The sequence below is a fragment of the Mesorhizobium sp. M0306 genome (genome assembly GCF_040321655.1).
Lineage (GTDB): Bacteria > Pseudomonadota > Alphaproteobacteria > Rhizobiales > Rhizobiaceae > Mesorhizobium.
Map to the genome: position 1 here is coordinate 768496 of NZ_JAMYRY010000001.1, position 14396 is coordinate 782891.

The 14396-nt window shown below is 62.4% G+C and carries 19 protein-coding genes; 8 read left to right on the plus strand and 11 right to left on the minus strand.

From position 1 onward, the window contains the following. The first annotated feature begins 112 nt into the window (after window positions 1-112). Both NKI95_RS03970 and NKI95_RS03975 read left to right on the plus strand, forming a co-directional pair. Window positions 113-253 carry a DUF1127 domain-containing protein gene (locus NKI95_RS03970; protein ID WP_023720976.1) on the plus strand — a complete coding sequence of 47 codons (141 nt, stop codon included), beginning with the start codon at window positions 113-115 and terminating at the stop codon, window positions 251-253. A 351-nt stretch (window positions 254-604) separates the two neighbouring features. Continuing rightward, the gene (locus NKI95_RS03975; RefSeq protein WP_352714330.1) at window positions 605-1300 is read left to right on the plus strand and encodes a DUF1013 domain-containing protein; all 696 of its coding nucleotides are present in this window, start codon (window positions 605-607) and stop codon (window positions 1298-1300) included. 60 nt (window positions 1301-1360) lie between these two features. On the opposite strand, the gene NKI95_RS03980 is transcribed toward NKI95_RS03975, so the two are convergent. The 3 genes from NKI95_RS03980 to NKI95_RS03990 form a co-directional block, all read right to left on the minus strand. After that, window positions 1361-2080 (minus strand): helix-turn-helix transcriptional regulator, encoded by a 720-nt coding sequence (locus tag NKI95_RS03980; protein WP_023678491.1) that lies wholly within the window; start codon window positions 2078-2080, stop codon window positions 1361-1363. Between the two features lie 18 nt (window positions 2081-2098). Next, window positions 2099-2506 (minus strand): hypothetical protein, encoded by a 408-nt coding sequence (locus NKI95_RS03985; RefSeq protein WP_352714332.1) that lies wholly within the window; start codon window positions 2504-2506, stop codon window positions 2099-2101. A gap of 141 nt (window positions 2507-2647) precedes the next feature. Beyond that, complete coding sequence (locus NKI95_RS03990; RefSeq protein ID WP_254816537.1) at window positions 2648-2815, minus strand: hypothetical protein; 168 nt, start codon at window positions 2813-2815, stop codon at window positions 2648-2650. Between the two features lie 203 nt (window positions 2816-3018). Here NKI95_RS03990 and NKI95_RS03995 point away from each other — a divergent pair, with 203 nt between their 5' ends. Next, on the plus strand, window positions 3019-3180 hold the full coding sequence (locus NKI95_RS03995; protein ID WP_008873884.1) for a hypothetical protein: 162 nt from the start codon (window positions 3019-3021) through the stop codon (window positions 3178-3180). Window positions 3181-3194: 14 nt separating this feature from the next. Here the strand turns inward: NKI95_RS03995 and NKI95_RS04000 are convergent, their stop codons facing one another. From NKI95_RS04000 to NKI95_RS04030, 7 genes are all read right to left on the minus strand, one after another. Continuing rightward, the gene (locus NKI95_RS04000) at window positions 3195-3926 is read right to left on the minus strand and encodes an SGNH/GDSL hydrolase family protein (protein WP_352714334.1); all 732 of its coding nucleotides are present in this window, start codon (window positions 3924-3926) and stop codon (window positions 3195-3197) included. An 86-nt stretch (window positions 3927-4012) separates the two neighbouring features. Beyond that, window positions 4013-4750, minus strand: coding sequence for a DUF899 domain-containing protein (locus NKI95_RS04005; RefSeq protein WP_352714336.1), 738 nt, complete (start codon window positions 4748-4750; stop codon window positions 4013-4015). Window positions 4751-4901: 151 nt separating this feature from the next. After that, the gene (locus NKI95_RS04010) at window positions 4902-5927 is read right to left on the minus strand and encodes a class I fructose-bisphosphate aldolase (protein ID WP_352714338.1); all 1026 of its coding nucleotides are present in this window, start codon (window positions 5925-5927) and stop codon (window positions 4902-4904) included. Window positions 5928-6067: 140 nt separating this feature from the next. Next, window positions 6068-7264 carry a phosphoglycerate kinase gene (locus NKI95_RS04015; RefSeq protein ID WP_352714587.1) on the minus strand — a complete coding sequence of 399 codons (1197 nt, stop codon included), beginning with the start codon at window positions 7262-7264 and terminating at the stop codon, window positions 6068-6070. Between the two features lie 162 nt (window positions 7265-7426). Next, window positions 7427-8281: a lytic transglycosylase domain-containing protein gene (locus tag NKI95_RS04020; RefSeq protein ID WP_352714340.1), complete on the minus strand. Its 855-nt coding sequence runs from the start codon at window positions 8279-8281 to the stop codon at window positions 7427-7429. A gap of 4 nt (window positions 8282-8285) precedes the next feature. Then, window positions 8286-9539, minus strand: coding sequence for a flavodoxin-dependent (E)-4-hydroxy-3-methylbut-2-enyl-diphosphate synthase (gene ispG / locus NKI95_RS04025; protein WP_352714342.1), 1254 nt, complete (start codon window positions 9537-9539; stop codon window positions 8286-8288). Window positions 9540-9739: 200 nt separating this feature from the next. After that, a complete protein-coding gene (locus NKI95_RS04030) occupies window positions 9740-9919 on the minus strand; it encodes a YdcH family protein (protein ID WP_023678481.1) in 180 nt (59 codons plus the stop codon). Between the two features lie 240 nt (window positions 9920-10159). Here NKI95_RS04030 and NKI95_RS04035 point away from each other — a divergent pair, with 240 nt between their 5' ends. Next, window positions 10160-10363: a YdcH family protein gene (locus tag NKI95_RS04035; protein WP_352465789.1), complete on the plus strand. Its 204-nt coding sequence runs from the start codon at window positions 10160-10162 to the stop codon at window positions 10361-10363. Window positions 10364-10396: 33 nt separating this feature from the next. Here the strand turns inward: NKI95_RS04035 and NKI95_RS04040 are convergent, their stop codons facing one another. Beyond that, complete coding sequence (locus NKI95_RS04040; RefSeq protein ID WP_352714344.1) at window positions 10397-11200, minus strand: IclR family transcriptional regulator; 804 nt, start codon at window positions 11198-11200, stop codon at window positions 10397-10399. Between the two features lie 127 nt (window positions 11201-11327). Here NKI95_RS04040 and NKI95_RS04045 point away from each other — a divergent pair, with 127 nt between their 5' ends. The 4 genes from NKI95_RS04045 to NKI95_RS04060 all read left to right on the plus strand — a co-directional run bounded on the left by NKI95_RS04045 (window position 11328) and on the right by NKI95_RS04060 (window position 14392). Then, window positions 11328-12209, plus strand: a complete 882-nt coding sequence (locus NKI95_RS04045; protein ID WP_352465757.1) for a transporter substrate-binding protein — start codon at window positions 11328-11330, stop codon at window positions 12207-12209. A 66-nt stretch (window positions 12210-12275) separates the two neighbouring features. After that, window positions 12276-12941: an amino acid ABC transporter permease gene (locus tag NKI95_RS04050; RefSeq protein ID WP_352714346.1), complete on the plus strand. Its 666-nt coding sequence runs from the start codon at window positions 12276-12278 to the stop codon at window positions 12939-12941. Between the two features lies 1 nt (window position 12942). After that, a complete protein-coding gene (locus NKI95_RS04055) occupies window positions 12943-13593 on the plus strand; it encodes an amino acid ABC transporter permease (RefSeq protein ID WP_292655692.1) in 651 nt (216 codons plus the stop codon). 4 nt (window positions 13594-13597) lie between these two features. Further along, the gene (locus NKI95_RS04060) at window positions 13598-14392 is read left to right on the plus strand and encodes an amino acid ABC transporter ATP-binding protein (RefSeq protein WP_352465755.1); all 795 of its coding nucleotides are present in this window, start codon (window positions 13598-13600) and stop codon (window positions 14390-14392) included. Window positions 14393-14396: the final 4 nt, after the last annotated feature.

Here is a 14396-nt window from a genome sequence, read left to right on the forward strand (position 1 = left end):
TGCAATGCAACAAACGCATTGCGGCCATGCAAAAGCGTCTGTTCAATTCCTGAGCAGCGATGCCTATTTACGCGTCATCGAAACGAATGATCCAACGAAATGGAGGACTACCATGAACCCGATCCGCGCTTTCCGTAATTGGCGCATGTACAACGAAACCGTGCGCGAACTGAACCGGCTGAACGCTCGTCAGCTCAACGACCTCGGCATCAACCGCGGCGACATCGAGAGAATCGCTCGCCAAGGGCTTTGATCTCGAGCACGATCCGGCCCGAAGACCGGGCGCTGCTTTTCCGCAACGCCGAGCCGCGGTTCGGGATCACGTCTTAGAAGCCAGAGCCGTAGCAGACGGATTTCCGTCGCCGGTTCCGAGCCCGCCCGACCTTGGTCTGGCGGGCTTTGTCTTTTTGAAGCTTCGATTGCATGGCGTCATGTGCCGACCCTTCGCGGTCTGCTGGTCGCGCTGCCACGCCGTCCTTGACGCGCCTGCCAAAAACATTGCGAAACGGCGAGCGAGCGGTTATATAGACCGCGATTTTCCCATTTTGGTGGCTCTAAACCACCGCCCGCGCGGGAACGCGGGCGAACGAGAAGGATTTTTGTAATGGCCAATACGCTGCTGATGCCAAAGGCGACCGCCGTCTGGCTGGTTGACAACACAGCGCTTTCTTTCGAGCAGATCGCGCAGTTCTGCGGACTGCATCCGCTTGAGGTCAAGGCGATCGCCGACGGCGAGTCGGCGCAAGGCATCAAGGGCATGGACCCGATCATGACCGGCCAGCTCACTCGCGACGAGATCGCGCGCGCCGAGAAGGACCCGAACCACCGGTTGAAGCTCTCCGATCCCAAGGTGCGGGTGCCGGAATCCAAGCGCAAGGGTCCGCGCTACACGCCGCTGTCGAAGCGCCAGGACCGGCCCAACGCCATCCTCTGGCTGGTGCGCAATCATCCCGAGCTCAAGGATGCGCAGATTGCCCGCCTTGTCGGCACGACGAAGTCGACGATCGACCAGATCCGCGACAGAAAGCACTGGAACTCGGCCAATCTCCAGCCGATGGATCCGGTGACGCTCGGCCTGACGTCGCAGATCGACCTCGACATGGAAATCAACCGTGCTTCGCGCGGCCGCGAGCAGGCGCAGCCGGTCGGCGATACGCTGCTGCCGGCCGCCTTGACCGAACGGCTGGTGCCGGCGCCGGAAAAACCAAAGGACGAGGACCGCGAACTCGACGCCAACGCCGTCTTCGCCAAGCTTTCGGCGCTGAAGTCGAAGGACAAGGATACGGACGAAGAGGAATAGAGGTCTCGCATCCAAAACAAAAAGCCCGCTTTCAAGCGGGCTTTTTTGCGATCTTCCGTGTCAGCTTCGCGCTGCCCGGTCCGGCGCCATGCCATAATCCTCGCTGCGCTCCACCGCGCGATAGAAATCGGCGAGCTGTTTGCCGCGCTCCGGCTTGAAGGTGCGGCCGGCGATCACCACCGAAGCGATGCGGTCGATGCGGAAGGCGCGGAAATCGCCGCGCATCTCGCACCAGGCGACCAAGGTCCACACCTTGCCCCAGAACCACAGGCCGAGCGGGCGGATATCGCGCGCTGTGCTGCGGCCGGCCTCATCCGAATAGTCGATGGTCAGCACCTGGCGTTTCTCGATGGAGCGCTCGATCAGGTCGATGGCTTCGCGGGCGGCATCGCTTACCACCCACATCGGCGTGTGGATCTCGGTACGGGCGATGCGGTCCTTTTCGGCGTCGGGCAACACGGCGCCTATCTTGACCAGCGCCTCGTCGGCGGCTCGCGCCATGGCCGCGCCGCCAAAGGCGCGCACCATGCGGGCGCCGGCGACCAGCGCGACGATCTCGTCACGCGTGAACATCAACGGCGGAAGGTCGAAACCCTCCCTCATCATGTAGCCGACACCGGCCTCGCCGTCGATCGGCACACCGGTCGACTGCAGGTCGGCGATGTCGCGATAGATCGTCCGCTCGGAAACCTCGAGCCACGTGCCCAGCTTCTGGGCAGTGACCAGACGGCCACCACGCAGATGCTGCACGATCTGGAAGAGCCTGTCGGCGCGGCGCATCGTATGGTCCCTCGGCGTCTATCGTTCCAGCCCTTCGCGCTTGCGCTGCGCGGCGACGAATGCCGCGCCGAAGGACAGTTTCCTCGTTGTCGGCGTGCTTGCATCGAGCATCCGCCAGAACGGCGCAATGTCGCTCAGCGCCATGCCACGCTCAAGATCCTCGTTGGCGGCCTCGGCGACGGTGCGCAGATGATAGCCGATGGTGACCGGACATGTCACCTCGGCACCGTGCTCGATGCCGAGAGCGGTGCGCAAAGCGCGGATATCCATGTCCATGCCTTCGGGGATGGAGCGGATGAATGCATCGACCTGGCGAGCTGTAGGAACCAGCATTGGCTGGCCTTCGACGACGTCACCGATGGTGCGCGGCGACAGTTTTTTGCCGTTGATGCCAGGCGTGTTCAGCCTGTCGTTCCAGCTTTTCATCGATCGTCCTCTCGGCCATCCGGCTCCGGCGGCCATCGCACTATGGCACGAGCCTCCTGACACCATACTGTCAGGAGGCTTCAGCATGTCCATTTCAGCTCGTCGCCAGGTCGCATCCAAACGCCACGCAGAAAGCTTGCCTCAATTGCCGCCATTGCGGCGGTCGCCATACATGTCCGGCCAACCAATATCCTTGCGGATGTCCGCCGGCAGGGTATTCATGAACCGCTGGGTGCGGATCTCATTGCGCATCGTCCGGATCTTGCCGACATAATGCTGCACGCTACGCAGAATGGTAAAACCGTTCATTGCTGGTCTCCTCTCTTTCGATGCAGGCACTATCGCACACCCCTGCTGACAGCAGTCTGTCAGGAGGGTGCAGCTCTCGTGACCGGCATCCCGATTTGTCCACCGACCTGATCAGGCAGTGCCGAAAAAGAGCCTGCCGCAGTGGAAAGACGGCGATCGCGGAGCCGCTTTGACAGCCAGCCGAGATGCTGATCAAAGGCGGCATGTCGAAACTTCTCGCGCTCGTCATCATCGCCATGATGGTCATCCAGCTCATCAAGCCGCTCGGCTGGCCCGGGCTGAAGCGGCGCAGCGATTTCTGGAAGCTGGCGCTGCTGGCGATGGCGGCGATTTCGATTACGGCGGTGCTCGGGCACTGGACGTAGTGCCGGCGGCCCCGCTACGCGACGCCCGGTTCGTTGGCGACCACCAGGCTGACCAGATGTTCCGCCCAGGCTCGGTAGCCGGCTTCCGAAGCATGAAATCCATCCGATGCGAAGCCGGCATCGGCATCGGTGATCGGCAGGCGGGGCGCCGGTATGGCGCCGCGCTCGAGGCAAAGGCGCTCGCCCATCCGGTTCATTTCGGCGGCGCGGATTTCGAGGATGTTGCCGAGCAGCGGCGGCATTGCCGGCGCCCGGGTGAACTCCAGCACCGGCGACCATACGACGCGCGCCTCCGGCCATTTGGCGCGCAGCGCGTAGAGCAGGCCGCCAAACTCGCGCTTGAAGCGCGGTACCGAATGAAAATTCTTGGTGTCGTTGGTGCCGATCGCCAGCACGATATGCGTCCACGGATCGGCCGATAGATTGGGCAGCACATGATCGCGGATCTGGCCAGAGGTTGCCGAGTTGAAGCCGGCCGCCCGCCAGCGCACGGTGCGGCCGGTGCGTTGCGCAATCAGAACCGCCAGTTGCGCGGCCAATCCGTTTTCGGAATTGCCGATGCCTACCGAGGCGGCGGAGGAATCGCCAAGCACCAGAACCGAGATTGCTGGCGCCACGCCAGATATCTCGTGCATGACCGGACCTTGTGCCGGCAGCATGCGGGTGGTGCGGCGACGCACGCCAAGTCCTTGCCAGACATAGACCGGAAAGGCGAGCCAGGTGAGAAGGGTCGGAATGCGCCGCATGGCAAGTCCCTTTTAGGGCATAGCGAACAGCACTTAGCGCATGTTGCACTGAAGGTGAACGACCTTGCAGCGACACCCTTGTCGCCTCAATGGCAACCGTCATGCGTCCCGGATTGGTCTTCGTACTCGTCATGCAGCCGCACCCAGTCGCCGAGGCTATGATGCGGGCCAGTTTCGTTGCGGCCTTTCGGCGTCAGGTCGAGATAGTGATAGGCGCCGATCAGCGGATCGCCGCCTCGGGAGCGCGAGATGAAAGTCAGGAAGATGTCGCCTTTCTCGTCGCGATAGAACACGCTGGTGCCGGGAAGGTCTTTCGATCTCCGCGCGCGCCGCTCGAAATTGTAGGTCGTGTCGCCGGCCGCGATCTGCTTGTCCGTGAATGACACCTGCATATCGAAGTTGAAGTCCGAGGCGTAGGACGACACCCAGTCGAATTTCCAGCCCATGCGCTGCTTGTAAGGCAGCAATTCGGCCAATGGCGCCCGTGCTACCACGACAAGTGAGACGTCGTGGTGCCTGAGATGCTGGTTGGCGCCGTCGATATGATCGGCAAGGAATGAGCAGCCTTCGCAGCGATAATCGGCGCCCGGCCCGAACATGAAATGGTAGACGATCAGTTGGCTGCTGCCGCCAAACAGGTCAGGCAGTTTCTTTGGCCCTTGCTCGGTCTCGAAGACGTAGTCCTTGCGGATCTTCAGCCACGGCAATTCGCGGCGTTCGGCGGCGACGCGGTCGCGAAAGCGCGTCAATTCCTTTTCGCGCGCCAGATGCGCCTTGCGCGCCTGAAACCACTCTTCCTGCGATACGGTCTTGTTGTTTGGCATCGGTCTGCTCCTCTTTTCACGGAGGACGTTCGGCCGCGAGGAATGCCGACACCGAGCTGCATTTCAGTTGCAAGAAATTGCAGGCCTTGCTGCTTTCAAACAAAAACCCGGGCACGTGGCCCGGGTCGAGAGAAACGCAAGATGTTTTCGGTCAGGCGGCTTGCTCAAGCGTCGGCTGCCATTGTCCAAGCGCTGCCAGATGGTTCATGTGGGCGCGATGGGCGAAGGCGGCCTGCGCGGCGGCGACATTCGCCGCCTTACCGCTCCAGGCCTTCTGCGGAGCGGCCTGCAAGGCGCGGCCATAGGAAAAGGTCAGCTTCCAGGGATGCGGGCCGATGGCGTTGATGGCATTGAGGTTGGCGGTCGCCTCCTCGTCCGATTGTCCCCCTGACAGGAAGGCGATGCCTCCGATCGCGGCCGGCACCGTCTCGCGGAACAGTTTTATGGTCTTTTCGGCGACTTCCTCCGGGCTGCTGACCTTGCCCGATTTCTTGCCGGCGAGGACCATGTTCGGTTTCAGGATGGTGCCTTCGAGCACGACGCGGGCCGCATAGAGCTCGGTGTACAACTTTGTAAGTGTCGCCTTGCTGATCTCGTAGCACGTGTCGATGTTGTGGGCGCCGTCCATCAGCACCTCCGGCTCGACGATTGGCACGATGCCGGCTTCCTGGCAAAGCGCGGCGTAACGGGCGAGCGCATGGGCGTTCGAGCCGATCGACGTGGCGGAAGGCACGCCCTTGGCAACATCGATGTCGATCACCGCGCGCCATTTGGCGAAGCGGGCGCCAAGCTTGTAATAATCGGCGAGGCGTTCGCGCAGGCCGTCCAGGCCTTCGGTGATGGTGTCGCCGGGAAAGCCCGCTAGCGGTTTGGCGCCGGCGTCGACCTTGATGCCGGGGATAGCGCCTGATGCCTTGATGATGTCGACCAGCGGTGTGCCGTCGGCGGCCCTCTGGTGAATGGTCTCGTCGTAGAGGATGACGCCGGAAATGTACTTGGTCATTGCATCGCTGGCGCGGAACATCATCTCGCGATAGTCGCGGCGGCTGTCGGCGGTCGACTCGACGCCGATGACGTCGAAGCGCTTCTTGATGGTGCCGGAGCTCTCGTCGGCAGCCAGCAGGCCCTTGCCATTGGCCACCATCGCGGCGGCAATGTCCTCGAGACGTTCGCTCATCGTGCTTCTCCTGAAAGAATTGATCCGCGCCCAGCAGACCACCAGAGCAACGCAGGTTCAAGTCGAACCATTTCGCCGGAGAAGCGCGAATCGATTGAAAGTCGCGGGCGCACTCCTTCGCACTGCTATTGCTGCCGCAGTTAGCGCTTCAAGACGTCGACGCCGGGCAAGGGCTTGCCTTCCATCCATTCGAGGAAAGCGCCGCCGGCCGTCGAGACATAAGTAAAATCGTCGCTGACGCCGGCATGGTTGAGCGCCGCCACCGTGTCGCCGCCGCCAGCGACCGAGACCAGTCTGCCGGCCTTGGTGCGCGCTGCCGCGTGCCTGGCCGTCGCCACCGTTGCATGGTCGAACGGCTCGATCTCGAAGGCGCCGAGCGGCCCGTTCCAGACCAGCGTCGCGGCACGGTCGATCCATTCGGCAATGGTTTTCACGGTCTTTGCGCCGACGTCGAGGATCATGCCGTCGGCCGGCACGTCTGCTATGGCGACGGTCTCGTTGGTGGCGCCGGCCTTGAACTCCCTGGCGACAACGCCGTCGGCGGGCAGGATGATGGCGCAGCCGGCCTCGGCCGCCTCGATCATGATCTGCTTGGCGGTGGTCGCGAGATCATGCTCGCACAAGGATTTCCCGACGTCGGTGCCGCGTGCCGCGAGAAACGTGTTGGCCATCCCGCCGCCGATGACCAGCGCGTCGACCTTCTTCACCAGATTCATCAACAGGTCGATCTTGGTCGAGACCTTGGCCCCGCCGACGATGGCGACAACCGGACGGACGGGATTGCCAAGACCCTTTTCCAACGCGTCGAGCTCGGTCTGCATGGTACGGCCGGCGAAGGCCGGCAGCACATGCGCCAGCCCTTCCGTCGACGAGTGGGCGCGGTGCGCAGCGGAGAAGGCGTCGTTGACGAAAATGTCGCCGTTGGCGGCGAGCTTTTCGGTGAAGGCCGGGTCGTTCTGCTCCTCGCCCCTATGGAAGCGGGTGTTCTCGAGCAGCAGTACGTCACCGCTGTCCATGGCGGCGACGGCGCTCGCCGCCTTGTCGCCGATGCAGTCGGCGGCAAAGCCAACCGGACGGCCGAGCACGTCAGCCGTCGCCTTGGCGATCGGCCCGAGCGAGAATTCCGGCGCCGGTCCATCCTTGGGCCGGCCGAAATGGGCAAGCAGGATCACCTTGGCGCCCTTGCCGGAGAGCTCGGTGATAGTCGGCGCAATTCGCTCGATGCGGGTGGCATCGGTGACCTTGCCCTCGGTGATGGGAACGTTGAGGTCGACACGCACCAGCACACGCTTGCCGCTGATATTGCCGATGTCGTCCAGTGTCTTGAAGCCGGCCATGCTGATCCCTTTCACGAAAAATCGCGGGGACCTTACCCCGCATCGACGACGATGCAAGACCTGCCTAACGGTTCACGGAAAATATGATTCACGTGTCGAGGACGAAGTGCCCACGGGGAGCGAGATGGGGCAGCAATGGCGCGAAACGCACCGACATATGGCTTACCGATTGCGCACCACGATGCATGCGCCGCCCACACTGTGCAGTTTCTGGCAAATATCGTCGGCCTTGGCTTTGGTGTCGGCGCCGATCCGCACCGCATAGATGCCGCGCCTGCCGATCGGTGTGCGCACCCGGCTGACCACCGGATCGCGACCGCTGAGCAAGGCTGGAAACCGGCGCTTCACGTTGCTCCACTGATTGAGCGCCGCGGCCCGGCGGAAATTGCCGGCCACCTGCACGCCCCACGGCTTGATGTTGATCGACGACATCGGCACGGTTCTGGACATGATCACCGGCAGCTCGCGGCAAGCGGCAGAGAAACTCGCCTTCTTGTCGAGCGGCCGGATGACGCCGGCATACGCGGCATCGGTGAACTTGTCGGCCGGCTCGCCCATGACGTCCAAAACGTAGCTTTCGGTCTCCATCGGCAGGAAGCCGCCGGAATTCAGCCAGCGCGTCACCCGGCTCTCGCCGGCATTGTAGGCTGCGGCGGCGAGGCCGAGATTGCCGAAACCGGATTTCATTTCGGCGAGGTATTTTGCCGAGGCCGGGATCGCCTGTTCGATGTCGAAGGAATTGGCGAGCCTGCGCATCTTGGCGGTACCCGGCATGAATTGGGCGATACCCTCCGCGCCGACGGGGCTGACCGCATTGGGATCGAAACGGCTTTCCTTCCAGATCAGCCGGGCAAAGAAATCCCTGGGCAGGCCGTTCTGGTCGGCATGCGTCTCGATAAGATCGCAAACGCGATCGATCAGCTTCTGCTTGGCGGGCCGCGGCGGATCGGCCTGGACGGCTGTCGCCCAGCCCAGCCCGCAAATGACAACCAGCGTCGCCCCAAGCAAACGCCGCATCGAACTACTCCGCCGCGGCTTTGCCGTGTTGCCCAAACCGCCGTTCGATGTAGTCGGAAACCATTTTCTCGAAATCCGCGGCGATAGACGGGCCGCGCAGCGTCGCCGCCTTCTTGCCGTCGACGAACACCGGGGCGGTCGGCGTCTCACCGGTGCCGGGCAGCGAAATGCCGATATCGGCATGTTTGGATTCGCCCGGACCGTTGACGATGCAACCCATCACCGCGACCTTGAGGTTCTCGACGCCGGGATATTGTTCGCGCCACACCGGCATGTTCTTGCGCAGGTCGGCCTGAATGTTCTGGGCAAGCTCCTGGAACACGGTCGAGGTCGTGCGGCCGCAGCCCGGGCAGGCGGCGACGATCGGCACGAACTGCCGGAAGCCCATGGTCTGCAACAGCTCCTGCGATACCTGCACCTCGCGCGTGCGGTCGCCGTTCGGCTCCGGCGTCAGCGAGATGCGGATGGTGTCGCCGATGCCTTGCTGGAGCAGGATGCCCATGGCGGCGGACGAGGCGACGATGCCTTTCGAGCCCATGCCCGCCTCCGTCAAGCCGAGGTGCAGCGCATGGTCGGAACGGGTGGCAAGCTCGGTGTAGACGGCGATCAGATCCTGCACGCCGCTGACCTTGGCCGATAGGATGATTTTCTCGCGGGCAAGGCCAATCTCTTCGGCCATTTCGGCCGACAGGATCGCCGACTGCACGATTGCCTCGCGCGTCACTTCCTGCGCGGTAAGCGGAAAGCCCTGGGCCTGGTTGTCGTCCATCAGCCGGGTCAGCAGTTCCTGGTCGAGCGAGCCCCAGTTGACGCCGATGCGCACCGGTTTGTGGTATCGGATCGCCATCTCGACGATCGCCGCGAACTGCCGGTCTTTCTTGTCCTTGAATCCGACATTGCCGGGGTTGATACGGTATTTGGCCAGTGCCTCGGCGCAGGCCGGATGATCGGCCAGGAGCTTGTGGCCGATATAATGGAAATCGCCGACCAGCGGCACGTCGATGCCGAGCCGTTCCAGCCGCTCGCGGATGGCCGGTACGGCGGCAGCGCTTTCGTCGCGATCGACGGTTATGCGCACGATCTCGGAGCCGGCGCGATGCAGCGCCGCCACCTGCGCGACCGTCTGGTCGACATCGGCCGTGTCGGTGTTGGTCATCGACTGAACGACGACCGGCGCGCCGCCACCGACCATCACGCCGCCGACATCGACACCGACCGACCTGCGGCGTGGGAAGGGTGAGGAAAAATATCCGGTCATGCCGGCTGCCTTTAATCTTGAAGGTCCGGGCATGAGGTGGAGGAGCAAAGATGGCTTGTCAATGGCGACTGGCGCGCAGACCTGGCAAATCGGTAATGACAAGACGGCAGCTTGCCGCAAATCCACGAGTGTTTCCGGCAGCATAGCGATGCCACCGGAAAGATCGCGCGCCGGGCGGCGCTGCTAGTCCTGGAAGGGCTTCAGTGCGTCGTCGGTTTCGCCTTCAGTTTTTCAATCTCGTCCTTGAGCGCCAGCTTGCGCCGCTTGAGATTCACGATTTCGAGGTCGTCTACCGATGGATGGGTCATCGCATCGTCGATTTCCCGTTCGATGTCGCCGTGTTTCCGCTGCAGCTCATCAAGATGGGATGCAAGAGACATGATTGGTTCTCCCTTTCATGGTTTCCTCGATTGCAGCCGCCAGGGGCGCGTCCACCGCAGGCTCGCTTTCTGTGACGGCATAATGACAGTCTGCCACCATCGAGCACCGATGTCGAATGCTGCGTGGTAGCATTCCACGACAATATGAAATGTGGTATGGGCTGCGCGCCGGTGCAAGAAGACCCGGTCCCGCCCAATCAGGCCCATAGTTTGGGCGCCGCAGACGTGCAGACGGTAAAAATGTCCGATCAGGAACAGGCAGATATCCGCCTTGAATATTCCCGGCTGAAGCAGGAACACGCCGATTTCGACGCGGCCATCAATGCGATGATCGCCGTGAATTGCGACCCGCTGCAGATCCAGCGCATGAAGAAAAAGAAGCTTTTCCTGAAGGACAGGCTGATGGCGCTGGAAGACAAGATCATTCCAGACATTATTGCTTGAACGAACGCCGGCGCCGGCCTGTTGGAAGGCGACCTATGCCGCGATCGAAAGCCGTGCGGCGCGCTCGCGCAACAGCGCTATCAGATCGTCGGTCTTTACGGGCGAGGTATCGATGGGAACCACCAGGCACATCGTCGCCTCGACCCTGCCCGGCGCTGAAAAGACCGGCGCGGCCAGGCATTTTGTGTAGGCATCGACAAGGCCGGAGGTGACGCAGTAGCCGGCCGATTTGGCGACGGCGATGTCGGCTATGAAGTCGTCGAGCCGCAACCTGCGGCCGTCCGGCAGTACGAGATCGTCTTCCGAGACCATATCCTCGATCGCCGCCCTGTCGAAGCCGGCGAGGAGCAGCCGCCCGGACGCTGTCCAGGGAAGCGGTATTTGCAGACCCGTCGCCGAGCTGATCCTGAATGGCCTCGTTCCCGGGCTTGAATGGACGATGGTGTAGCGGCCGCTCTGCAACATGCACAACTCCGAGGTCTCGCCGGTCTCGCGCGACAAATGGTCGACTTCCTGGCGCCCTCGCCTGAGCAGGTCGTTGCCCCGTACATAGTCCATTCCGTAGAGATAAAGCTTCTTTCCGAAATAGACCCGATTGCCGTCTCCGGCCATCTCCAGCAGGCCAGCGTCGACCAGTGAGCGCACAAGCGTGTAAGTCGTCGAACGCGGCGCGTTCACCCCCTTGGCAAGATCGCCAATGCCGATTGCGCGCTGGGTCGCGTGAAGAAACTCCAGAATCTGCAGGACCCGGTTGAGGCCCTTCTCCCGGGAACCCGAATTCTTGTCCTCGTCCAGACCGACGTCCGATCGAGCGGCCAAGGCATTGCCATCTTGCATTATCGATTCCTGATGTTAATCTGTCTTGTACAGAGTACAGCAGTCTCTTGTAAGGGACAATGATGCCAGTTGCAACCGATGCTGTATTGCTGGTCCAAAGGGGAACACAACACGAGAGGAGGTCGTCGTGAACGACACATCCAAAAGGCGTGAATTTCTGAAACTGGGAATGGCCGGGCTTGCAACGGCCGGAGTGATGAGCGTCGCTACCGCGGTCGACGTTCGGAAAGCGGCGGCCCAGGCAGCGCCCGACAGCCTGCTGCGCACCGTTCTCGAGCGCGGCAAGGTGATCGTCGGCACCGGCAGCACCAACGCGCCCTGGCACTTCGAGAACGACGCCGGCGAACTGGTCGGCATGGACATCACCATGGGTCGCATTCTCGCCAAGGGGCTTTTCGACGATCCGACCAAAGTGGAATTCGTCATGCAGGATCCGGCTCAGCGCATTCCAAACGTGACCACCAACAAGGTCGACATCACCATCCAGTTCATGACCATGACCGCCCAGCGCTCGCAGCTGATCCACTTCTCCCGGCCCTACTACGTCGAAGGCATCGCCTTGCTGACCCTTCCGAACGCCGAAAACAAGACCTTCGACAAGCTGCTTGCCGGCGGTTCGGCGACCCGGATTTCCATCCTGCAAAACGTCGATGCCGAGGCAAACGTGCATATCGTCCTGCCGGAGTCGCAGGTGATGCAGATAGACACGCAGGCCAATGTGCTGCAGGCACTGGAATCGAAGCGAGTCGACGCCGCCGCGGTCGATCTGTCAACGGTGCGCTGGCTCGCCTCGCGCAATCCGGATAAGTACTTCGATGCCGGCAAGAGCTGGTTCTCGATGCTTTATGGTGCTGCGCTGCGGCAGGGCGACCTCGACTGGCTGACCTTCGTCAACCAGACCTTCACCATCGCCATGTTCGGCCATGAAACGGCACTCTACGACGCTGCGTTCAAGGATTATTTCGGACAGGAGCCGCCGGCGCGCCATCCCGGTTTCCCGGTCATCTGATGCAAGCAGGCGGAAGGACAACGTCCTTCCGCCTTCTCTCATCACAGCCCTCCATGACGAGGACGCATGGGTTATACCCTCAACTTCAACCTGATCTGGCGGCATTTCGACAAGCTCTGGGGCGGACTGCTGCTAAGCCTCGAACTGGCCGTCATCTCGATCGCGATCGGCATCGTCATCGGGCTCGTTCTGGCGGTCTGGTACGTGTCGGCCGGACGTGCGGTGCGGACCATCATCGCGGGCTATGTCGAGTTCATCCGCAACGTGCCGCTGATCCTGCTCGTCTATCTGGTCTTCTACGGCTTGCCGACGGTGGTCGACATTGCCTACAGCGCGCAAACCTCATTCATTGCCACGCTGTCGCTCTACAGCGGCGCCTACCTGGTCGAGGTGTTTCGCTCGGGGCTCGAGGCGGTGCCGCGCGGGCAGCTCGACGCCGGCAAGGCAATCGGCCTGACGCCATGGCAAAGGCTGCTCCATGTGCGCCTGCCGACGATGCTGCGCATAACCCTGCCGGCGCTTTCCAACACATTCATATCGCTCTTCAAGGATACGTCCGTGGCGTCGGTCATCTCGGTACCTGAACTCACCTATGGCGCCCAGTGGATCAACTTCAACACGTTCCGCATTGTCGAGGTCTATCTGGTGGTGACTGCGATGTACCTGTTGACCGGCTACGCGCTGCTTTTCGCGCTGCGGCTGGTCGAGCGCCGGTTCAAGGCGGCGCGCTGACATGCTGAGCCAGATCATCTACGCCTTGCCGTTCCTCGCCGAAGGCTTTGCCGTAACTTTGTGGGTGTCGCTGCTGGTCGTGGTGTTATCGCTCATCGCCGGCGTGCTGATGGGCGTCGGCCTTGTCTACGGTCCGGCTCCGCTGCGCTGGGCAGTGCGCATCTTCAGCGACACCATACGCGGCATTCCGATCCTGGTGCTGATCTTCTTCGTCTATTACGGCCTGCCCGCGGTGGGGCTGCATCTGGAATCCTTTTGGGCGGCCGTACTCGCCCTCACCCTGTTCAAGACCGCACAGGTCGTCGAATATTTACGCGGCGCCGTCGGCTCGATTCCCAAGGGTCAGTCCGAGGCGGCGATGGCGATCGGACTGACCTTTCGCCAGCGGCTGGCCTACGTCATTTTTCCGCAGGCGTTCAGGCGCTTCCTGCCACCCTGGATCAATGGCGTCACCGACGCGGTGAAGGGCAGCGCGCTGGTCTCGCTGCTCGGCATCACCGACCTCATGCAGGCGATCAACCAGGTCATCGGCCGCACCTATGAGGCGATGCCGCTCTACATTCTCGGCGCGCTCGTCTACTTCGCCGTCAACTACGCCCTCTCCTTGGCCAGCCGGCGCCTGGAGCGGCGTTTCTCCTTCATCCGGGAATAGCAAGATGTCCAACGCCTCGCACCAGAATCCGGCACTTCTCGATGTCACCGAGGTTTCCAAAGCCTTTGGATCCGTCGAGGTCCTGCGCTCCGTCAGCCTGCAGGTGACACGCGGCGAGGTGGTGACGGTCATCGGCCCCTCCGGCAGCGGCAAGACCACGCTGCTGCGCTGCGTCAACTTCCTGGAGAGCTACGACAGCGGCTCGATCCGTATCGATGGCAAGGAGGTCGGCTATCGCGAGACGGGAACACACCAGCGACGCAGCGAGCGCGACCTGGCTGCGATGCGAGCCGAGACCGGAATGGTGTTCCAGAGCTTCAATCTGTTCCCGCATTTGACTGCGGCCGGCAACATCATGCTTGGCCTGCGCAAGGTGCGCGGCAAGAGCAATGCCGAGGCCCGCACCATTGCCGAGCACTGGCTCGGCCGGGTCGGCCTCGCCCACAAAGCCGACAGTCTGCCGGCCGAGCTTTCCGGCGGCCAGCAGCAGCGCGTCGGCATCGCCCGCGCCGTGGCGATGGAGCCGAAGATATTGCTTCTCGACGAGATAACTTCGGCGCTCGACCCCGAACTGGTTGGCGAGGTGCTCGAGGTCGTGCGCAGCCTCGCCGAAGACGGCATGACGATGCTGATGGTCACGCATGAAATGGCTTTTGCGCGCGACGCATCGAGCCGCATCGTTTTCATGGCGGATGGCGGCGTCAGCGCCGTCGGACCACCCGCCGAGATTCTGGCGGCGGGGTTCGACAATGAACGCCTTCGCAGTTTCCTGGCGCGGTTTCGCGCCTCGCATTTTTGACATC